This window comes from Prevotella sp. HUN102 (genome assembly GCF_000688375.1).
In the GTDB taxonomy this organism is placed as follows: domain Bacteria; phylum Bacteroidota; class Bacteroidia; order Bacteroidales; family Bacteroidaceae; genus Prevotella.
In genome coordinates this window covers 2,205,780-2,221,390 of sequence record NZ_JIAF01000004.1, presented here as the reverse complement: position 1 = coordinate 2,221,390, position 15,611 = coordinate 2,205,780, and the positions used below count along the sequence as shown (strand labels likewise).

Sequence of the window (15,611 nt, the reverse complement as noted above, 5' to 3'; positions counted from 1 at the left end):
GGTATTTCTACGAAAATGGAAGTATTTTCCACGAATTCGGTTAAGCCCAAGAAAATAGCTGTTCAGTGTTTCAAATAGCAAAAATCACAATAAATAGGTATTGCGTAACCTTTATAAAAAGACGAACTTTGCAGACTATTATATAAAGCATATGTGATATGACATCATTTCAAACATATAGAGACAAGCGTTTTCCCATGTCAAATATCAGGCTTTTGGAGTCTGATGGTATGAGTGTTGTATGGGGAACGTTTCATCTGACAGATGAATTGTATATGCAGAAGTATCCGTCCGACACCAATAATCCAGAAAACAAATACTTTCTGTCACATTTCTGCATATCAGGCAATACGGAATCAACCATTACTGAACGCCAATTCAGCATTTGCGGTGAACAGCACAGTTTCTTCTCATTCAAAGAATTGTCCTCTATCAATTTGCATATAATTCCATCCCGAAAAGGTTATAACTCATTTTTTGAATATTCTCTCTCCCGACAGTATTTTAATGAGCATTTTATACAAGATAGTCGCGTACTGAACGATATGGTAAATTGCATAGAGAAAGATTCCTTTTGCTGGGCTGGTAAAAATCCACATATAACTCCTTCAATGATGTGTATCATATCCGAGATTACCAGACAACCATATTCGGGAGCAATGATGAGTCTATTTTTAGAGAGTAAAGTCATGGAACTATATCTTGCTCAGTTACAATCTTTTGATACTTATAATCATCAGATCTTAAAACTGTCAAGAAACGACATAGACAGACTTTATTACGCCCGGGATTATATCTCCCAGAATATTAACCGGAGAATATCTATTTCCGCCCTTGCACGCGAGATTGGGATAAACCAAACCAAACTAAAAACCGGTTTCAAACAGTTATTTGGAACTACGATTTTTGATTATGCTATCGATAAAAGAATGAAACTGGCCATAGCCTTGTTGGAAGAGAAACGCTTATCTTTGACAGAAATTTCCTACAAAATAGGTTATAGCCATCCCAATCATTTCTCTTTGGCATTCAAAAGAAGATTTGGAGTATTGCCGAGTATGTTTACATAGGGTAAGTTTTATGTAACACAGAGATTTTTCTATTCGTGAGAGATATGCTTCTTGTATATCTCTCTCTTTTTGCCACTTCCATCCATATCAACGCCACAAGTACGCAGTTATTTCCGGATGCTAACATGCACTGTTTCTTTGATTTACCTTTGCCCATGCACCGCTGTTGGTGTCATTAAATACATTGTAATATGGACGAAAAAATCAAAGACCAAGAAGTCCTTTTGGTGAAAGATCCCAAGGACGAGAATCTCAAAGCCGTCGCAGGGACGGACGAGAAAGGCGGACTGAAGACAGTACCGCCCACCGCCGAACATGAGCAGAGTTTCCTGAAGTTCGACAAGCACAGCAATGCCTTAGAGAATTTCATATCCAACTTCATGCGGCAGTTCAAGAACCCCACACAATTCCACTTCTTCAAAGTCCCCTTCGAGGGTGTCGTCGCCGGCGCACGGGTTCTCTCCGAGATGCTCAAAGCACCGGATGTTCCCTCCAATAAGGAGATGCTGGACTCCGCCCGTGTCAATCCTTCGGACTATGCAGGAGAGCAGAAACAGACCTTTCAGGAAATAGACCCCGAGAAGATTGACTGGGAGCAGTTCTCCAAAATGGGCGTGAGCCGTGAGAGCCTTGAAAAGGGCAAGGAACTCGAAGCCATGCTCAAATACCGGAAATCGCCCCACCTTGTTCCCATCAGCGTAAAAATCGGAGACGTAGCCCTCCATACGGACGCACGTCTTTCATTGCGTGAGACAGAGGACGGCAGATTTATCCCCGTTGTCCATGCCATCCGCAAGGAGCCGCAGTTGGAGCGGGAGTTCTTCGGGTACACGTTCACCGATGAAGACAAGAAAGCCCTGAAAGAAACGGGCAATCTTGGACGTACCGTGGAACTGACTTTCCCCAATAACGATAAACCCACCCGCAGTTTCGTGAGCATTGACCGCCTGACCAACGACATCATCGCTTTGAGTGCCGATAAAGTTCGCATCCCCGATGAAATCAAGGGCGTAAAACTGGGCGAAGAGCAGAAGGAGGAACTTTCGGAAGGTAAGAGTATCTATGTGGAGGGAATGACCGCCAAGACGGGGAAGAGTTTCAACGCCAACCTCCAGTTCAATGCCGACAAGCGGGCGATTGAATTTCGTTTCGGCTCGCCCAAACAAAGCCAAGGACAGCAGCAGGAAAGCCGTAAAACAGAAAATCAAGAGAAGAAACAAGGAGTCCGCATCCCCAAGAAGTTGTTGGGAAGGGAGGTCTCACCGGAAGAGCAAGCCAAGCTCAAGGAAGGCGGAACGGTCTATATGGAAGGCTTGAAAGACAAGCTGGGACAACCGTTCAACGCATACGTCCGAGCCAACTTCGAGAAGGACAAATTCGATTTCTTCAAATGGAATCCCGACAAATCCCAAGCCAAAGAAGTCGTTCCCGACAACGCTTCCCGCACGCAGGTCGCCGTCAATTCCGAAGGCAAGACCAACGAAGCGACGAAGCATGTGAAAGAGCCTCTGAAAGAAGGACAGACACAGCCCACCGCAGAGCAGAAAGAAGAGAAGCAGGAACAGAAGCGTTCCAAGGGAATGAAAATGTAATCCGTCACCACTAACATCCAAAAGTAAAATCGTATGAAAGTCATCATAGCAGAAAAACCGAGCGTAGCCCGTGAGATTGCCCGTGTCGTCCGGGCAACGAACAGAAAAGAGGGCTATATAGAAGGCAGTAACTACACCGTCACATGGGCATTGGGACACCTGATAACGGCGGCCATGCCTGAAGCCTACGGCATCAAGGGTTTCCACAAAGGAAACCTGCCTATTCTCCCTCCCGTCTTTACCCTTGTTCCCCGCCAAGTCAGGAACGGTAAAGGCTACAAGGCAGACCCGAGTGCCGTTGCCCAATTGAAAGTCATCGAAAAACTCTTCCGAGCATGCGAGGGCATTATCGTAGCCACCGATGCCGGAAGGGAAGGTGAGCTCATATTCCGCTTTATCTACGAATATCTCGGCATCGCCAAGTCTTTTGAGCGACTATGGATCAGTTCACTTACTGACAAAGCCATTCGGGAAGGGCTTGCCAATCTCAAAAGCGGAGCCGAGTACGACAATCTTTACTATGCCGCCCGTGCCCGCAGCGAAGCTGACTGGCTGGTCGGCATCAATGCCACCCAAGCCATATCCATAGCGGCAGGGCGAGGCACTTACTCCTTGGGCAGGGTACAGACTCCGACTCTCTGTATGGTCTGCTCCCGTTTCTTGGAGAACAAGAAGTTCGAGCCACAGTCATTCTGGCAGCTCAGCCTTGCCGTAAAGGAAGGCGATGAGAGCTTCCGTTTCTGCTCCGCCGACCGTTGGTTCGATAAGGCGGAAGCCACTGCCCTGTATGAGAAACTCAAACAGGCTCCTTATGCCACTGTAGAGACAGTTGTGCGCAAGGAGACCAAACAGGAACCACCGCTTCTGTATGACTTGACCACCTTGCAGAAAGAAGCGAACAGCCGGTTCGGCTATTCGGCGGAACAAACCCTTTCCTTGGCACAGAAACTCTACGAGAAGGCATACATTACCTATCCACGCACGGGTAGCCGTCATATTCCCGAAGATGTCTTTGCTGAAATTCCCACCTTGATAGCCTTTTTGCACGACCATCCCGTCTGGGGTGTCTATGCCCGCCAACTGACCGAACTCAATGCGCATTCGGTGGACGGCAAGAAAGTAACCGACCATCACGCCCTGCTCATTACGGGCAAGAAGCCGATAGACATGTTCGGAGAGGAAGCGGTCATTTACGATATGATAGCCGGACGCATGCTCGAAGCCTTCTCCGCCCGTTGCGTGAAGGATGTCAGTACGGTTACTGCCGCCTGCGAGGATGTGAAGTTTATCCTTAAAGGTGAAATCATCAAGGAAGAGGGCTGGCGTGCCGTCCTCAAAAACAACAGGAAAAAAGACAAGGAGCAGGCGGAAGCCGAAGAACGGGAAAGCCGGGAGAATGGAGAAGGCATCATCATCCCTCAATGGGAGGAAGGCGAGCAACTTCCGCTCTGCGCCTGTTCCTTGGCACAGGGAACGACCAAGCCCAAGCCCCTGCACACGGAAAGTTCGCTGTTGGCTGCTATGGAGACGGCAGGCAAGGAATTGGAGAACGAAGAACTGCGTGTGCAGCTCAAAGAGTGCGGCATCGGCACGCCTGCTACCCGTGCCGCCATCATCGAAACCCTCTTTGCACGCGAGTACATGGTGCGCCAAAAGAAGTCGCTCGTTCCCACGGAGAAAGGACTTGCCGTCTATTCCATCGTCAAGGAGATGAAAATCGGCAATGCGGAGATGACCGGACAGTGGGAAGCGGACTTGGCGAAAATCGAACGGGGAGAATTGAAAGAGCGGAATTTCCGCAAGGGCATCGAAAGCTATGCCACACAGATTACCGACGAACTCCTCTCCTCCAAAATCCTCTTTCCAAAGAAACAGAGCGACATCCATTGCCCCAAATGCGGCAAAGGGTCATTGGTCTTCTATCCCCGATGTGCCAAATGCTCGGATGCCGATTGCGGTCTGACCCTTTTCCGCAGCGTGGCAGGCAAGAGCCTCACGGACGAGCAGCTGACGCAATTGGCGGTGAACGGGGAGACAGGAATCATCAAGGGCTTTACCTCCAAATCGGGCAAGAGCTTCGAGGCTTCGCTCTCCTTGGACGGAGAGTTCAAGACGGTCTTTGTCTTCCCCGAACGCAAGAAACCGGGCAAATCCCGAAGATAAATCCCCGTAAATTGCTAATTTTGCCACTGAATGATGCGGTCATAAACAATCATCTTGTTTTTACTGCGGATTTTAGTGGTGGCACTCGGCGGGGACGTCGAGTGCCTTTGCATTATAGGGTTATGCCTCAAAAGGAGCTTTCTTTGGAGATGGCTTTTCAGAGCCGATAATCGGTCATCCAAAAGATGCCGAGCAATCTCCGAAAAGATACCGAGCAACTGACTGAAAGCTAATGAGCTTTCATTACTAATTAGTTTTTCAGGGCAATCCATAACATTCACTAAAATCACAGATATGACAGTCATTCATTTTTCATACTACGAGCTTTCCCTGCTCTCGTTTCTCAGGGAGAGCCACCCCGAGCTGGCGGACGACATTCCTTTCGTCAAGGAGCGTGCCGAAACCGCCTCGCAAGCCTATGCCGAAGCCTTTGACAACGGAATTTCCATAGCCGAATGTATCGGCATTGCCAATAAGACGCTCTATGCGGGTTTGCACTTTTCCCGCCACGATACCATCTCTTCCGTTCTTTGGAATGAGTTCTCTGCCGAAGTGCCGCTTGAAGCGGTCAGGGAGACCGCCATCCGTCTGCGCCCACTCTTAGAAAGCATCTTCGCCAAGTATCCTATTTCGGACGAGTTCGCCTATATGCCCGAATACAACTCCCTCTATACGGAGATTACGGGTTTTGTTCAACTAAAACTCGAAGAAGATGGCAAGCTATAACAAGAAGGAACATCTAAGGGCAAACATAGAAGCCATCAAGACGGTCTTTGCCCTGCATCGGGAACAGCGCACGGCAACACCTGAAGAGCGTACGATATTGGAAGCCTATACGGGCTTCGGGGCTTTGAAGTGTATCCTTTCTCCTGCAAACACGATGGAGGACATCGCCCGATGGAACAAGTCGGAGTTGGAGCTATTCCCCTTGGTGATGGAGCTGCATCGCACCATTCGGGACAACACCGCATCAGAGTCGCAATACAGAAGCTATATGCAGAGTCTGAAGAACTCCGTGATGACCGCTTTCTATACTCCTGCGCCCGTAGTGCGGGAGATTGCCGCTTCCTTACAGGAGGCAGGCATCGTCCCCAAGCGAATCCTTGACCCCTCGGCGGGGATGGGCGAGTTCATCCGCTCTTTTGACGGCATTGCAGCCGAAGGGCATACGACCTTCGGTTTTGAGAAAGACATCCTTACGGGACAGATGCTCTCCGCCCTGCATCCCGAAGACAAGATACGCATCCGGGGCTTCGAGGAAATCGAATCCAAGCTCAACGGTTCCTTCGATGTGGTCAGCAGCAACATCCCTTTCGGAGATGTAGCCGTCTTCGACCCTGTTTTCAGCAAGACGGACGAACCAGCCCGAAAGGTCGCCCGCACGTCCCTGCACAATTACTTTTTCGTCAAGGGGGTAGATATGCTCCGTGAGGGTGGTGTGCTGGCATTCATCACCTCGCAAGGAGTTATGAACGCCCCGACGAACGAGTCTGTACGGGAGTGGCTGATGAGCCATACCCGCCTTATTTCGGCAGTTCGTCTGCCCAACAATCTCTTCTCAGAGAATGCGGGAACGGAAGTGGGTAGTGACCTTATCGTCCTGCAAAAGCAGAGCGAAAAGACAAGTCTGACCGAAGAGGAACAGCGTTTCATCAAGAGCGAGAAACGCCCCAGTGGAGTGCTGTTCAACACCTATCTGCGAAGCATGTCGCAAATCGTGCACACCGAGTGGAAGCAGGATACCGACCCTTACGGCAAGCCTGCCATTCTGTTCCATCACGAGGGCGGAGCGGAAGGCATCGCCACCGATATGGGTAAAATCCTGCGGGCAGATTTAGCCAAACGCTTGGACGAGGCATTGTACCAAAAGCATATCTCCATTCAGGAGCAGCCCAAAGTTGCCGTTGCCGTTCCTCCCGAAGTCAAGCAGGAAGAGCCTACGCTTACGCTAGCCGCTTCGACAGAGGAGCAACCACACAAAGAGGTGGTGCAACCGAGAGATGAACAGCCGACGGAGCAACCCCGAAGCAGTGTCACGCCACAGGTACAACTGCTCGACCTTTTCGGCAATGTTATCCCGGAGGAAAAGTCCAAACGAAAAGCTGCCATAAAACCGAAGCCTGTCGCTTCACCCTCCATCTTTTCCGAGGCTTCCCAAAGCGGTGAGACGGCACACGGACTGAAAGACACGAACGAGCTATGGTGGCAGCAGGACAAGGAGAAAGGGATGCAGCAACGTCCCTATGAGGGAGTATGGCACGAACATCTCAGAGAGGGTTCTTTGCTGGCTTCGGACTTTCAGGTCGGAATGCTTGTCCTCGATATGGAAGACAACCGAATGTTCCAGCCCATAGACCTCCCGTCCCAAGAGCGACAGAAAATGTTGCTCTACATAGACCTGCGGGATGCTTACCACGCGCTCTATGATTATGAAGCAGAACGTAAGGTGGCGAATGAATCCCTGCGACAGAACCTCAATGAACTGTACGACCGTTTCGTGCGGCTGTACGGACATTTGAACGACCGCAAGAATCACGAGCAGATCCTGATGGATGCCGGTGGCAGGGAGATTCTTTTCTTGGAACGGAAGGTGGATAAAGAGACGCTCAAAGCCGACATTTTCCGTCAGCCCGTTTCGTTCAGCCTGCACGAGGTGACAGAGGTGAGCAATGCCCAAGAGGCTCTCTCAGCTTCACTCAACAAATTCGGATCGGTGGACACCGAGTATATGCTCTCTTTGCTCCCCGACACCTCCGAGGAAGAAATGCTCTCCGAGTTACACGGAAAGATTTACTACAATCCCATGGAGGGAGAATATGAAATTGCCGAGAAATTCATATCGGGCAATGTGGTTGCCGCTTCGGAGCGTATCGGACAATATCTCTTGGAGCACCCGGAGGACACAAGGGCGCAAGCCTCCTTGCAGGCACTGCAAGATGCCATCCCCGAACCGATTCCTTTTGTGGACTTGGATTTCAATTTCGGGGAACGATGGATTCCCGTAAATCTCTACTCAGACTATGCCTCGCACCTCTTCGACACGGAGGTGACGATACGCTACAATTCAAGTGCGGACGAATACTCCGTGGAAGCACGGATGCACAATGCCAATATCTGGGACAGGTTCTGTGTACGGGGACAGCATCGTCGCTACGACGGCATTGCCCTGATGAAGCACGCCCTGCTGAATACGACGCCCGACATCACCAAGAAAATCATGGTCGGTGACAAGGAGGTCAAGGTACGGGACACCGAAGCCATACAGATGGCGAATGCTAAAATCGACGAGATACGAAACGGATTCACCGATTGGCTGAACGAGCAGAGCGATGAGTTCAAGCAGCGGTTGGAGAAACTCTACAATGACACCTTTAATTGCTTTGTCCGTCCCCAATACGACGGCTCTCACCAGACATTCCCCGACCTCAATCTGAAAGGCTTGGGCATCGAAAGCCTGTACGACAGCCAGAAAGACGCCGTGTGGATGTTGAAGCTCAACGGAGGGGGAATTTGCGATCATCAGGTGGGAGCCGGAAAGACGCTTATCATGTGCACCGCTGCTTATGAGATGAAGCGGCTCGGCTTGGCAAACAAGCCGATGATACTTGCTCTCAAAGCCAACGTGCAGGAGATAGCACAGACTTTCCAAACGGCTTACCCGAATGCCAAGTTGCTCTATCCGGGCAAGAACGATTTTACGCCCGACAAGCGGCAGCGGATTTTCCACGACATCAAGAACAACAACTGGGACTGCATTGTCCTCACGCACGACCAGTTCGGTATGATACCGCAGTCGGACGAGATACAGCAGAAAATCCTTCAGGACGAGCTGGACAGCGTGGAAGAGAACTTGGAAGTATTGCGTCAGCAAGGACGCAGCATCTCCCGTGCGATGGAGAAAGGGCTTGTCAAGCGGCAGATGAACTTACGGGCAAAACTGGACGAAATCAAGTTCAAGATAGAGAACCGCAAGGACGATATAGTGGATTTCAAGACAATGGGTATAGACCACCTTTTCGTGGACGAGTCGCATACGTTCAAGAATCTGATGTTCAACACCCGCCACGACCGTGTGGCAGGATTGGGCAACAGCGATGGCAGCCAAAGAGCCTTGAATATGCTCTTTGCTATCCGAACCATTCAGGAGCGGACGGGGAAAGACTTGGGAGCCACTTTCCTTTCGGGTACGACCATCAGTAACTCACTCACGGAGTTGTACCTGCTGTTCAAGTACCTGCGTCCCCAAGCCCTAGAAGCACAGAACATCAAGACCTTTGATGCGTGGGCTGCCATCTTCGCCAAGAAGTCGGTGGACTATGAATTCTCTGTCACCAATGAAATCGTGCAGAAGGAGCGTTTCCGCTATTTCATCAAAGTGCCGGAATTGGCGGCGTTCTATGCCCAGATAACGGACTATCGTACGGCAAAGGACATCGGTATTGACCGCCCCGAAAAGAATGAGATTATGCACAATATACCGCCCACTCCCGAACAGGAAGAGTTCATCGCCAAGTTGGTGGAGTTTGCCAAGACGGGTAATGCGGAATTATTGGGACGAGAGAAACTTTCCGAACGGGAGGAGAAAGCCAAGATGCTCATTGCCACAGATATGGCGAGGAAAAGATTCAAGAAATCTGTATCTTTCAGATAACCAATAAAATAAGAATGAATAAAGGGTAAAAGGGTTACGAGTTGGAAACGAGCGAGTTTATTTCCTGCTCTTTATTCTGCATTGCCTCAAAGAACACTTAACTTAACATAGCAAAGGTACTATTTTTAGCATAGAAATAGCTCTAGTGCATCATATTTCTTTTTATTAAACGGTTAATAAATTGTAAATACATGAAGAATTACCCTTTCGGGTATTGCGTAGAAGAGCAAACAATAAGAACTTTGTCGGTATAAACATTTAATCAAAATAGTATTCAAATGAAACGATACGAACGAAATCGAATCTACATTTCCGATAAAGATCAGGCAAAAATCAAAGATTTTCGGGTCTTACTTGCTGGTGCTGGAATAGGAAGTAATGTTGCAGAAACGCTATTGCGCATAGGATTTGAAACTATCACATTGGTCGATGGAGATGTAGTAGAGGAAAGCAATCTCAATAGGCAAAACTATACCGAGGAAGATGTGGGAAAGCCCAAAGTAGAGGCTTTGAAAAATCGACTACTTAGCATCAATCCTAAAGCACAAATTTCGACTATAAACACATTTATCAATCATGATAATGTGAGGGATATCATCGTAGGACATGATGTAGCAATTAATGCTCTTGATTTCAAAAGTGACATTCCATTTGTCTTTGACCAATTGTGTGCGGAGCAGGATATCTATGTATTACATCCTTATAATGTCGGATTTGCAGGTATTGTTATAGTTGTTTCTCCCAAAGGAGCAAAATTGGAAAGTTTACTTTCTGAAGGAGAGAGTTATCTGGGATTTGAGAAACGTGCAGTACAGCATGTGACGGACTATTTCAACTATTGGGTCCGACCCAAAATATGGATAGAAGAGGTAATACGAAAGTATGAAGACGAGGGTGTGCCTTTGCCACCTCCCCAACTATCCATAGCTTCTTCTTTGGTTGGCGGAATATGTACTTCTATCCTTATACGTATTGTCAGGAGAGAATTTGTAAAAGTATTCCCAAAATTCTATTACTACTCAGAACACGATGATTTAAATTAGTCTGCGATGTGTAGCCACAGCAATAGCTTCAGAAATATTTCCTACTCCGAGTTTCTGAAATAATTTTTTGCGATAGCCTTTTACGGAATCTTCCGAACGATTAATTTCGTTAGCAATTTCCCCAACAGATAAGCCGCGGTTCGCCAGTCGGATCACGGCTTTTTCATATTCATTTAGTACAATATTGTCAATTTGTTTCCAACGTCCACTCTTCAAGGAAAACTTCCATATCGTATTTGAATTAACCGCTGTCATATAAGCAACACCGACTTCTTGAGTCGGAGCTAATGAAACCAAACAAAGAGCCAACCAAACATTTCCCATTGAGTCCAATTTAAGTGGTGTTATCTGATGGTTTATCAAGATTTTTTCTCGAGATTCTTTTTGAGTAATTCGGAAGTTATAAGATATTGTATACTGAGAGCGTTCTGAAACAGCAATTCCTTTGAAAAATTCAAAACCCACTCTATTGACTTGTGTAAGGAATTCAAGATCTTCTTCAGGTACATGATTATAATAAAAGTTGTATCCTTCTTGTTGCACTGTTTCTACGTTCTCTCCGCAAAGGAGTAGAGGGTTATCCGATACATACAGAAAATTCATCCTATTATAATCAATGATGTAGAGAGATTTATATGTAATTTGGGCAAATGCCTTCGCAGAGTCAATATAAGGTTGCAAGTCATAGTATTGCTCGTCTCCTATCTGAGGACGACCATCTTGCGGTAACTGTAGACGGCTATTTTCGTTAAGAAGTACACTCATTGACAGTCAATATGGAATAGTTACGGTACAAAGATACTCATTTAGAGGCAAAAACATTACCCGAAAGGGTAAAAATCGCACCATTTACATCAAAATTTTTCAGAATTACCCTTTGGGGTATTGTCAAACCTTGTCTTCGTACCGAATTTTGCATTATCAAAACAATTTTAAAAGACATTATATGGATAGATACATTACAAGTTACAAAAACATTACTTTATGGCAAGTGACGAGAGAATCGCTTCCTGCCGTCGTAAAATTTGTTGTGAACGAAAATTATATGCACCACAAAGGTAAGGAATTTGATATTCATTGTTTTTCAAAAGATTACTATTCTGTCCTTACGGAAGAAGAAGCTTATTTTGAATATTCATCGACCATTGTTGCCAAAAATGATTTAGGATGTATTGTTGGAGCCATTCGTATTACCAATTGGAATGACAATCCTCACACACTCCCATTAATCAAAATTTTTGGTAATGAAATTGTGAATCCTCAAAAACTATTAAACTCTTATTATCATCTTTGGCATATTGGACGTTTTGCGATAAAGCAAGAATATGGGAATAACGGGAAGTTGTTTAAACTGTTGATGTTGTACGCCATCAGTCCAATATTTCAATATAAAGAGGGTGTTCTGTTAGCCGAAGCAGATGAAAAACTATTACGGGTGATGAAAATTCTGCGAATAGATGCCCATCCTCTATCCAAAGGTAAAGAATACATTGGCTCTATGACAATACCAATGATGGTGACCAAAGAGGGGCTTACGGAGTTTATGCTCAATAATGTCTTTATGGCTTTTGACATCCGATTTGATAGTGGAAAAGTCCAATTACCCGAAAGGGTGAAAGTTTTAGAAGGAACTCATAATTACCCTTTTGGGTATTGGGCTCATAACAAAGATAATAGATATTTGCATATATAATATTACTAACTATAAAAAATAGGAACAATATGAGGCATTTAATTATTTTTATTTCATTCTTATCTATGGTTTGGAGTTCAGCTGTTGCCCAAACCTATACAGGAAGAATTGAAGATTCAGAGAACAAGCAAGCAATTGAATTTGCAACAATTGTTGCACTGCAAAAGAATGACAATAAGTATCTCACAGGAGTAACCTCTGCTGAAGACGGTTCTTTTTGTATTACGATAGATAGCAGTACCCCGTTTTACATCGTTGTGCGATCAATTGGCTATGAATCAGCTCAAATATCCACCTTAACACAAGAAAACCTTGGGACTATTTTACTCAAGCCCCAGGCTATGAAGCTTTCCGAAGTAACTATAGTTGGGCGTCGAAAACTCATCCAACAGAAGCCAGACAGGCTTGTATTTGACATTCAGAATTCTCCACTTGCTTCTGTTGGTAGTGCTGTAGATGCAATGAAAGTTACACCTGGATTGAATGTACAAAACTCTTCAATATCAATCATTGGAAAGCAAAACGTAGTGGTTATGATAAACGAGCGTATCGTCAAAATGACAGGTGAGGAACTTATAAACTACCTGCATTCAATCCCGGCACAGAATATCAAGCAAATAGAAGTCATCACCACTCCTCCTGCTAAATATGATGCAGAAGGGAATAGCGGTCTGATAAACATAAAGCTCAAGAGTATGGATAACAATTCTTGGAGCAATCAGGTTCGTAGTTCTTATAAACAAGGAAAGTTTTTTTGGGGGAGAATAGGTAACACCTTTGCTTACAACAAGAATAAGATAGCATTAACTTTATCATTTGATGCTAACAAGGGCTATCGTGGTATGGAAACAGAAACAAAAATATACTATTCACAGGAAACTTGGGATGGCTTACTGAACTCAAAAGAAAAAACTGACAACATTTCTGTACATATTGGTTTTGACTATCAATTAACTCCGAAGTCAAGTATTGGTGTCTTCTATTCTAGTGTTTTCAATAATCATGACGCAACCGATTCATATAACACTAAGATATATGACAACTCCAATAATCATACCAAAGGAATCATCCTATCCAATGGACACAATGATAAGAATAATAAAATACATAGCTTAAATGCACATTATATGCAGGCGATAGGATCTAAGGGTTATAGGCTATCATCAGATGTGGATTATTTCAACTACACAAATAAACAAAATAGATTAATTCATAGTATTTTACAGCGTGATGAAACATCTGACTTTGATGTGCAAAACATAGGCTTACAAAATATAAAGAATATCAGTGCAAAGATCGATTTTGAACATCCTATAATAAAAGGCATGCTCACTTATGGGACAAAGTGGACAAAGACATCAACAAATAATGACACAGAACTATTCAATATTGTAGAAAATACAGCAGAATTGGATACTGATAAAAGCAATGACTTTGGCTATCACGAAAATATTGGAGCCATTTATAGCGATATTGCTAAAACCTTTAATGAGAAATGGAGTTTTAAGGCAGGTATAAGGCTGGAATACACACGCACGGAAGGTTATTCTAAACAGTACAATCAAACTGACAAGAATGATTATTGGAAACTTTTTCCCACGGCTTACATATCCTATAAACATAACCAAGATAATTTTTTTAACCTGAATTATAGTCGTCGGATTAGTCGTCCTGGTTTCTGGTCTCTAAATCCTTTTAAGTTTTACCTTAACTCCACAACCTATCAAGAGGGGACACCAGATTTAAGACCTCAAATTTCGGACAATATTGAGATACAACACATCTATAAAGGTCGCTTGATAACCAAGTTATATGGTGTTTTTATTACAGATGGATATGGAAGCATTCCTACCATTGACGTAGAAAACCAGATGCAGGTATACAAATCCTCCAACTTCTGGGATGGATTTATCGTCGGTCTTAATGAAACATTTCTATATAATCCAACCCGATGGTGGAATACGGTATCAACGCTTGCTACATATTTGACAAAAGGGAATCTTAAAAAGGGATTAAATCTCAATATGTCCAATATGGAAGGGGTGCGTTACCAATTCTACACCCACCATACTTTCTTTTTTAATAAATCAAGAACTATTATTGGAGAATTTACATATATGTATAACTCACCTGATAAAAATATTATCTCCAAGAGTCGCTCTTCTCAATTTCTCAACATTGGCGTTAAGGCAGTATTCTTAAACGGAAAACTACAGTGCTCCGCAACGCTCAATGATGTCTTTAAGACGCAGCAGCCTTATTATGATACCTATACTAATGGTATCAAGCAAACATACAGAAATTATTACGATAATCGTATGTTTACATTGGGGCTCAGTTATAGTTTTGGAAGCAGCAAGATAAAAGCAAAGCAACATAAGGCAGGTAATCTAAACGAATACAACAGAGCTAATAACTAGTTGTTAATTAAATAAAAATGAAGTATAATGACACCAACATAGGTGTGTACATGTAATACATTGTCAAACCATTAATATTAAAAAAAAATGAGTACAAAAAACAATCAGAGTTTGGTATCTGCTGTAAATGTAGAACCATTGCACCAAGATGAAGCGAACAAGTTGTCAGGCGGTTTCCAGACCCTTGAATCAACCAACGCCACCAGCGATTCAGAGGCAACCAATGTCGGATACTGCGGACATACACATTCCGAGGACACCAACATAGGCGTGTGCATGTAATAACATTGTCAAACCAATTAATATTAAAAGAAAATGAGTACAAAAACCAATCAGAGTTTGGTATCTGCTGTAAATGTAGAACCATTGCACCAAGATGAAGCGAACAAGTTGTCAGGCGGTTTCCAGACCCTTGAATCAACCAACGCCACCAGCGATTCAGAGGCAACCAATGTCGGATACTGCGGACATACACATTCCGAGGACACCAACATAGGCGTGTGCATGTAATAACATTGTCAAACCAATTAATATTAAAAGAAAATGAGTACAAAAAACAATCAGAGTTTGGTATCTGCTGTAAATGTAGAACCATTGCACCAAGATGAAGCGAACAAGTTGTCAGGCGGTTTCCAGACCCTTGAATCAACCAACGCCACCAGCGATTCAGAGGCAACCAATGTCGGATACTGCGGACATACACATTCCGAGGACACCAACATAGGCGTGTGCATGTAATAACATTGTCAAACCAATTAATATTAAAAGAAAATGAGTACAAAAAACAATCAGAGTTTGGTATCTGCTGTAAATGTAGAACCATTGCACCAAGATGAAGCGAACAAGTTGTCAGGCGGTTTCCAGACCCTTGAATCAACCAACGCCACCAGCGATTCAGAGGCAACCAATGTCGGATACTGCGGACATACACATTCCGAGGACACCAACATAGGCGTGTGCATGTAATAACATTGTCAAA

The 15,611-nt window shown here is 44.8% G+C and carries 12 protein-coding genes and 1 pseudogene; 12 read left to right on the top strand and 1 reads right to left on the bottom strand.

What is annotated here, in order from left to right; genetic code table 11:
* Positions 1 to 158: 158 nt before the first annotated feature.
* The 6 genes and pseudogenes from P150_RS0114955 (at position 159) to P150_RS0114925 (ending at position 10,519) form a co-directional block, all read left to right on the top strand.
* Complete coding sequence (locus P150_RS0114955) at positions 159 to 1,070, top strand: AraC family transcriptional regulator (RefSeq protein WP_028898406.1); 912 nt, start codon at positions 159 to 161, stop codon at positions 1,068 to 1,070.
* Positions 1,071 to 1,261: 191 nt separating this feature from the next.
* On the top strand, positions 1,262 to 2,662 hold the full coding sequence (locus P150_RS0114950) for a DUF3945 domain-containing protein (protein WP_028898405.1): 1,401 nt from the start codon (positions 1,262 to 1,264) through the stop codon (positions 2,660 to 2,662).
* Positions 2,663 to 2,695: 33 nt separating this feature from the next.
* A complete protein-coding gene (locus P150_RS0114945) occupies positions 2,696 to 4,825 on the top strand; it encodes a type IA DNA topoisomerase (RefSeq protein ID WP_028898404.1) in 2,130 nt (709 codons plus the stop codon).
* A 294-nt stretch (positions 4,826 to 5,119) separates the two neighbouring features.
* Complete coding sequence (locus P150_RS0114935) at positions 5,120 to 5,551, top strand: DUF1896 family protein (RefSeq protein ID WP_028898402.1); 432 nt, start codon at positions 5,120 to 5,122, stop codon at positions 5,549 to 5,551.
* Positions 5,538 to 9,446, top strand: a pseudogene (locus tag P150_RS0114930) (DNA methylase); the annotation flags it as partial. The gene P150_RS0114935 and the pseudogene P150_RS0114930, both read left to right, overlap by 14 nt.
* Positions 9,447 to 9,754: 308 nt before the next feature.
* Positions 9,755 to 10,519, top strand: a complete 765-nt coding sequence (locus P150_RS0114925; RefSeq protein ID WP_028898400.1) for a ThiF family adenylyltransferase — start codon at positions 9,755 to 9,757, stop codon at positions 10,517 to 10,519.
* On the opposite strand, the gene P150_RS0114920 is transcribed toward P150_RS0114925, so the two are convergent.
* A complete protein-coding gene (locus P150_RS0114920) occupies positions 10,511 to 11,284 on the bottom strand; it encodes a response regulator transcription factor (RefSeq protein WP_028898399.1) in 774 nt (257 codons plus the stop codon). The genes P150_RS0114925 and P150_RS0114920 overlap by 9 nt on opposite strands.
* A gap of 181 nt (positions 11,285 to 11,465) precedes the next feature.
* Here P150_RS0114920 and P150_RS0114910 point away from each other — a divergent pair, with 181 nt between their 5' ends.
* The 6 genes from P150_RS0114910 to P150_RS17875 all read left to right on the top strand — a co-directional run bounded on the left by P150_RS0114910 (position 11,466) and on the right by P150_RS17875 (position 15,598).
* Positions 11,466 to 12,212 (top strand): hypothetical protein, encoded by a 747-nt coding sequence (locus tag P150_RS0114910; protein ID WP_028898398.1) that lies wholly within the window; start codon positions 11,466 to 11,468, stop codon positions 12,210 to 12,212.
* A gap of 29 nt (positions 12,213 to 12,241) precedes the next feature.
* Positions 12,242 to 14,632, top strand: a complete 2,391-nt coding sequence (locus P150_RS0114905) for a TonB-dependent receptor domain-containing protein (RefSeq protein ID WP_081819345.1) — start codon at positions 12,242 to 12,244, stop codon at positions 14,630 to 14,632.
* An 87-nt stretch (positions 14,633 to 14,719) separates the two neighbouring features.
* Complete coding sequence (locus P150_RS17885) at positions 14,720 to 14,914, top strand: hypothetical protein (protein ID WP_028898395.1); 195 nt, start codon at positions 14,720 to 14,722, stop codon at positions 14,912 to 14,914.
* A 33-nt stretch (positions 14,915 to 14,947) separates the two neighbouring features.
* Complete coding sequence (locus tag P150_RS0114895; protein WP_028898396.1) at positions 14,948 to 15,142, top strand: hypothetical protein; 195 nt, start codon at positions 14,948 to 14,950, stop codon at positions 15,140 to 15,142.
* A 33-nt stretch (positions 15,143 to 15,175) separates the two neighbouring features.
* Entirely contained in the window at positions 15,176 to 15,370 is a 195-nt protein-coding gene (locus P150_RS17880) for a hypothetical protein (protein WP_028898395.1), read from the top strand.
* Positions 15,371 to 15,403: 33 nt separating this feature from the next.
* The gene (locus P150_RS17875) at positions 15,404 to 15,598 is read left to right on the top strand and encodes a hypothetical protein (protein WP_028898395.1); all 195 of its coding nucleotides are present in this window, start codon (positions 15,404 to 15,406) and stop codon (positions 15,596 to 15,598) included.
* Positions 15,599 to 15,611 lie beyond the last annotated feature (13 nt).

Excerpts from the sequence above, each read along its gene's own strand:
- P150_RS0114955 (WP_028898406.1), top strand. The coding sequence starts at position 159 with ATGACATCATTTCAAACATATAGAGACAAGCGTTTTCCCATGTCAAAT.
- P150_RS0114950 (WP_028898405.1), top strand. The coding sequence starts at position 1,262 with ATGGACGAAAAAATCAAAGACCAAGAAGTCCTTTTGGTGAAAGATCCC.
- P150_RS0114945 (WP_028898404.1), top strand. The coding sequence starts at position 2,696 with ATGAAAGTCATCATAGCAGAAAAACCGAGCGTAGCCCGTGAGATTGCC.
- P150_RS0114935 (WP_028898402.1), top strand. The coding sequence starts at position 5,120 with ATGACAGTCATTCATTTTTCATACTACGAGCTTTCCCTGCTCTCGTTT.
- P150_RS0114925 (WP_028898400.1), top strand. The coding sequence starts at position 9,755 with ATGAAACGATACGAACGAAATCGAATCTACATTTCCGATAAAGATCAG.
- P150_RS0114920 (WP_028898399.1), bottom strand. The coding sequence starts at position 11,284 with ATGAGTGTACTTCTTAACGAAAATAGCCGTCTACAGTTACCGCAAGAT.
- P150_RS0114910 (WP_028898398.1), top strand. The coding sequence starts at position 11,466 with ATGGATAGATACATTACAAGTTACAAAAACATTACTTTATGGCAAGTG.
- P150_RS0114905 (WP_081819345.1), top strand. The coding sequence starts at position 12,242 with ATGAGGCATTTAATTATTTTTATTTCATTCTTATCTATGGTTTGGAGT.
- P150_RS17885 (WP_028898395.1), top strand. The coding sequence starts at position 14,720 with ATGAGTACAAAAAACAATCAGAGTTTGGTATCTGCTGTAAATGTAGAA.
- P150_RS0114895 (WP_028898396.1), top strand. The coding sequence starts at position 14,948 with ATGAGTACAAAAACCAATCAGAGTTTGGTATCTGCTGTAAATGTAGAA.
- P150_RS17880 (WP_028898395.1), top strand. The coding sequence starts at position 15,176 with ATGAGTACAAAAAACAATCAGAGTTTGGTATCTGCTGTAAATGTAGAA.
- P150_RS17875 (WP_028898395.1), top strand. The coding sequence starts at position 15,404 with ATGAGTACAAAAAACAATCAGAGTTTGGTATCTGCTGTAAATGTAGAA.